A 4,875-nucleotide genomic window follows, 5' to 3' on the forward strand; every position below is an offset into this window, starting at 1 on the left:
ATAAGGTTCTATACTAACCCAGGTTTTAAGTCCTGTATCATGGAGTTTTCTTAAAGAATCTATCCTCTTCTCATAAGAGGAAGAAAAAGGTTCAAACTCTTGTTTAAATTTATTATTTAGCGATACCAAGGTTATACCATATTCATTATCTTTTAGAAAACTGTTATTAAGGATTTCGTCAGGATAAAATCCCTTAGTCAAAATTGTTACTCTAATATCTTCTTTATTGAGTTTTTCAATTATATTTAAAGTAAGATCTTTAATCTCTGAGATTAATGTTCCTTTTTCCGAGTCATACATAAAAGGATCTGACATGAAAGAAAGATGGACAAAATCAATTTGTTTTTTGTATTTAGGTATTTCTTTTTCTAAAAGTTCTAATGCATTTGTAACTATCTTTGGCTTTCTCCAATCATTATCATCTCTTATCCATCCAAATTTTTTTGCCATCATCATAGCATAACAAGGGAATTTACAACCATGCATACATCCAACAATGTGATTAATTGTCCAATTTCCATATTCTACTTTCGTTTTATATAATAATGATTTTCGTTCAATATATTGCATATTATTTCACCTTCAGTTATATATTATAATATCTTTTCCTGTTAATCCCGTTTTTTTGCTTTCAATTCTTTTAATGCATATTTTATTTTCTTTTTCAAGGCTTTTTAAAGCCTTCTTGATTTCACTTTCTAAAAAAGAAGTATTATCAATATTTTCTCTGATAAGTTGAATATATTCTTTCTTGATCTCATGATATTTGTTTAAAATATATTTTTCAATTTCATTAATTCTTAATTCCGGAATATCATTAAATGTCATCTGACCTCCGCCAGATCCTAGATATTCTAACCTTCCCTTGCAATGTTGTGCAATACAAGATTTCATAACGCTACATCCTAAAACATGCTTTGTTAAATGATATAAGTAATAATAAGTTCTCTTTTTTGTCGGAAAACATACTCTACAAGAAATTACAAAATCTGCAATTTGTTTTAATTGATCTCTGTATAATTTTACAATTTCCTTCTCTCTATTTATTGTTGTATTTTTGTATTTTTTCCAATCTTCACAATTAAATAAATTATTTAAAGTTGACTCGATGTTATCAATCAAAAACCTATTAACACTGTTATACATAAAATTTATAAGGACTTCCGATTTTGTAACTTTCATAATTTTTTCTATCGTTTTAAAATTAATTTTAAAACCAAAGGGATCAATAAAGAAGAAACTGGGGTTAAATTCTTTTTCATTATTACTTAATATTGAGTTAATTGCCTTATCAAAATCACCATGTAATGGTTTAATATTAACATCTAATTTTTTATATTGAAATATTTTTTCTAAATTTTTTAAATTTTCTTCATCCTTTTCAATAATTATCATATTGACTTTTCTGAATAGGTGTTCTTTATTTTCCTTTATTTTTTCTGCTGCCAAAATTGGAGAACCATAATAAATATTTTTATTTTCATCAATATAAGCCCCACACCCAGCAAAACAATCAAAATAATTTAATGTATCCCGCTTGCCTAAAATTTTTATCCATTTATCAAAATATGTTGCAAATATTAAATGTTTTATTTTTGTTTGCTCTTCATATTTCCAAAAGAAGAAAGGATATCCTTTTAGATAGATTTTTTCCATATAACTACCATTTCCGTTTTCTTATCTATTTTCATATAATATAAAAATAATATATGTTCCTATTTAATAATTAGTATAAGTATATATTCCTTTTTATATATTTAGAATAATTTCTATACGTATTTATTGCATCTTTTGTTTTTAACTACGTTCGACAATTTTTCCTTTTTTATCTCTTGCAATCCACCGGCCATTCTCAACTGCTAATATCAATTCGTCATCTTTCTTTTTTAGGTACCATTTCCCTGGATGGCCTTTCCATTCTATCGAACCATCTTTTCCGAAAGATGTAGCCAAATCTAAAACTTTTATTTTATATTCAAAACCTTTTACTGAAATAATCTGAATGAATTCAACCCTTTCAATCATAAGATTTTTATCAACATAGTGGGGTTTTAGGGCCAAATTATCTGAATGTGCCTTAATTGCAATTGAAGGATAAAGTAAACCATTAAAAATATCATCTGAAAAATGTTTCTCAGCTAAAGCAATAGTAATTTTATATAAATATTCTTCGCCTTCATTTACATTTTTTGTAAATTCTTCATCAATAAAATTTCTAATTAGTATATTTGCTTCTTTTAATTCATCTAAAGACTTTGGCTGTAATCCCATAATATTATTATTTAAATATCCAATATTGTTTACAAGTAATCTTGAAACAGTTTTCCACCGGGAAAGAACAAATTTATCTCCTGTTTTTGCAAAACATTCAGAAAATGGCACACGCCGATCAGCGCAACAATAAAATACAGATTGCCCAGGTCGGTTAACTCTTTGATATTTAGTAATTAATTTTGCAGGAGGATAAGTTATATCTTTTATATTATTTAGTTTTTCATTGCAAATTCTGCCTCTATACAGCTTTAAACCAGGTTCATAGATAGGAGCTCTTAAGGTATATCCTACAAATAGTGGTTTTAAATTTTCTTTAATAATGTCAATATCAGCAACTTTAAGATCTAATCTTCGAATTTCTTCAATTGTTTCTTGAATTTGTTTTAAACTTAGATTTTGTATGGGTTTTTTATATTTGCTCTCCATAGATTAACCAACCAACATTTATTTCTAATTTAATTTATAGTAATAAATAATCTAGTGCTATAGAAAATGTCCCTATTTATTCTAATTTGGCCAAATTTCTTAATTGCATTACTTCTGACAAGATTTTGTATTTTTTTGAAATTTTTTTTGTATCATCAACATCATCAAGCACAGGTGAAAACAATCCTGGACCCCTTTTTGCACCATAATATGAACTACTCATTAACGAAGAAAATAAAATTAAACTTTTTTTATCTCTTTCTAAATTATATGCAGCTTTGAACACTATGTTTGATGCTATATCGGCAATTTGCAATCCTAAACTATTTTTCGAATTGCCCCAATATATATTATTCTTAATCATTTTTGCAATATCAACACCATTTTCATCACCATATTTTTTTACCAATGGATGATCTCTTGTGTGAATTTCTTTTACAAAATAAATTGGTGATTCCCTACTCCATCCATCTAACCAACCTAGAATCAATATTGAAAAAACTTTTTCTTCCCTGCTATTGGTATTTTTCTGAACCCTATCAATTTCAAATCTCACGCTTTCCCATGAATTTTCATGGCCACGATTAGATAAAAAAAGAAAAGAGTGCTCTAAAGCCATTTTAAAACAGTAAGCTATTGAATAAATTCTGAGTGCTTGTTGATTACTTAAATTTTTATATTGCTTTGATAATAACAATAACTGATCTTGTGCTTTTTTATATTTCATTTTTATACTATAACCAGCTAAATAATCAGAAAATATTTTATTAATATTTAGGTATTGACTATTCGATAATAATGATAAATCAAGTGTTACAGGCGTAAGCGAAATACCATCAAATCCTGCTAATAAATCGCAAAAATCTTTTTTATGTTTATTAGTCAATAGATAACCTTTTGGTTCACCATTTTTTAATTCACAGGATTTCAGATTTAAAAGAAATTTTTTAAAATCACTAAAAAGTTGATTTAAGATTAACTCGGATATTGCTACACCCATTACTATTGAAACTGCGTGTTTATTTCTATCACTTGGAATAGAAAATTCTCCGGACTCATCAAAATAAAACTTCATTACTTTCTTTATCCTAATAAAATTAAAATTATTCTCCTGTAGAGAAATCAACTATTGCAAAATATAGGAAATTCAGGGCTGCACATTTTAAAACCGTAATTTCTTAAAATATAACAAAAGTACGATAATAACCCGCCAAAAAACCATCCATTGTTGTCTTTCAGTCTACAACCTACAACATAATTTTAATAGGTACATCCGATTTTTTTTATGGTCTATCTTTCTATTTTACGAGGTTTCCCCTTAGGACGTCTATCTATAATAATACCTAAAGCCTCAATCATCTGGTTAAGAAACTCCTCAGATCCTATAGGTTTTCGCTAAAAGTTACCGAATTATTGAACTGGCACACCTTCTCTATCTATTTAAAGTGCGCCCTCGTAATGAATTCTTGGTTTTCTGGCTATGTTTATCACACATCTTCATTTTTTTCAGTATATCACTATTTTGTGAACTTATTCAGCCTGAACTTCCCATCTAAAAAATCAAGATAATATTAAATTTTTTTATGCAACCCGTTATCCGTTAAAATCTTCCCCTTAATAGATATTTTTATCATCATTTCCCTTACTATATTATTGATTTAATAAAATTATCCCAGGTTTTAATGCATTTTGTAGCAAGATCAAATGCATCAATAGGACCTGATTTAGTTGTAATTTCATTTTCTAAAGCAATTGTAGGTGGTCCTGTCCCAAGATAAAGTTTAACTTTAATCTTACCAAATTTTGGGCATTCTCCACTACGATCTCCGTCAAAATGAAAATGTTTCAAGCCATTGCAGATATCCGCACAGAGCGAAAGCTCTGGATTATTATTACCGTTACGGAAACAACGTCGCCATCTGCATTAATCTAACTTACGGGGCTGTTACCCTTTCAGGAAGTACGGTTTTTCTTATGGCCTATCTGTTTCCCTGTGTACGCTTCATCTTATTGCCACCAATTTCAATGCAACACTCCATTAGACTATTAATTAAGAATATATTAAGATAAATTAAAGTTTATTAAATTAAATCAGGTACCGAATAAAGAAGGCTGAATAAGTCTATGAACACTCAAAAGAAAAACTTATATTCCGAGTAAGACCCAGCCTTCTTG

Annotated in this window: 5 protein-coding genes; all 5 read right to left on the reverse strand. The window is 28.2% G+C overall.

From position 1 onward, the window contains the following. A partial coding sequence (locus KKC53_06410) for a radical SAM protein (GenBank protein ID MBU2598778.1) occupies positions 1-570 on the reverse strand: 570 nt, incomplete at its 3' end. A 12-nt stretch (positions 571-582) separates the two neighbouring features. Continuing rightward, a complete protein-coding gene (locus KKC53_06415; GenBank protein MBU2598779.1) occupies positions 583-1,656 on the reverse strand; it encodes a three-Cys-motif partner protein TcmP in 1,074 nt (357 codons plus the stop codon). Between the two features lie 141 nt (positions 1,657-1,797). Continuing rightward, positions 1,798-2,700 carry an RES domain-containing protein gene (locus tag KKC53_06420; protein ID MBU2598780.1) on the reverse strand — a complete coding sequence of 301 codons (903 nt, stop codon included), beginning with the start codon at positions 2,698-2,700 and terminating at the stop codon, positions 1,798-1,800. A gap of 76 nt (positions 2,701-2,776) precedes the next feature. Continuing rightward, the gene (locus KKC53_06425) at positions 2,777-3,775 is read right to left on the reverse strand and encodes a DUF3800 domain-containing protein (protein MBU2598781.1); all 999 of its coding nucleotides are present in this window, start codon (positions 3,773-3,775) and stop codon (positions 2,777-2,779) included. 570 nt (positions 3,776-4,345) lie between these two features. Next, a complete protein-coding gene (locus tag KKC53_06430) occupies positions 4,346-4,549 on the reverse strand; it encodes a hypothetical protein (protein ID MBU2598782.1) in 204 nt (67 codons plus the stop codon). Positions 4,550-4,875: the final 326 nt, after the last annotated feature.

The organism is Actinomycetota bacterium (assembly GCA_018830725.1).
In the GTDB taxonomy this organism is placed as follows: domain Bacteria; phylum Actinomycetota; class Humimicrobiia; order JAHJRV01; family JAHJRV01; genus JAHJRV01.

Excerpts from the sequence above, each read along its gene's own strand:
- KKC53_06415 (MBU2598779.1), bottom strand. The coding sequence starts at position 1,656 with ATGGAAAAAATCTATCTAAAAGGATATCCTTTCTTCTTTTGGAAATAT.
- KKC53_06420 (MBU2598780.1), bottom strand. The coding sequence starts at position 2,700 with ATGGAGAGCAAATATAAAAAACCCATACAAAATCTAAGTTTAAAACAA.
- KKC53_06425 (MBU2598781.1), bottom strand. The coding sequence starts at position 3,775 with ATGAAGTTTTATTTTGATGAGTCCGGAGAATTTTCTATTCCAAGTGAT.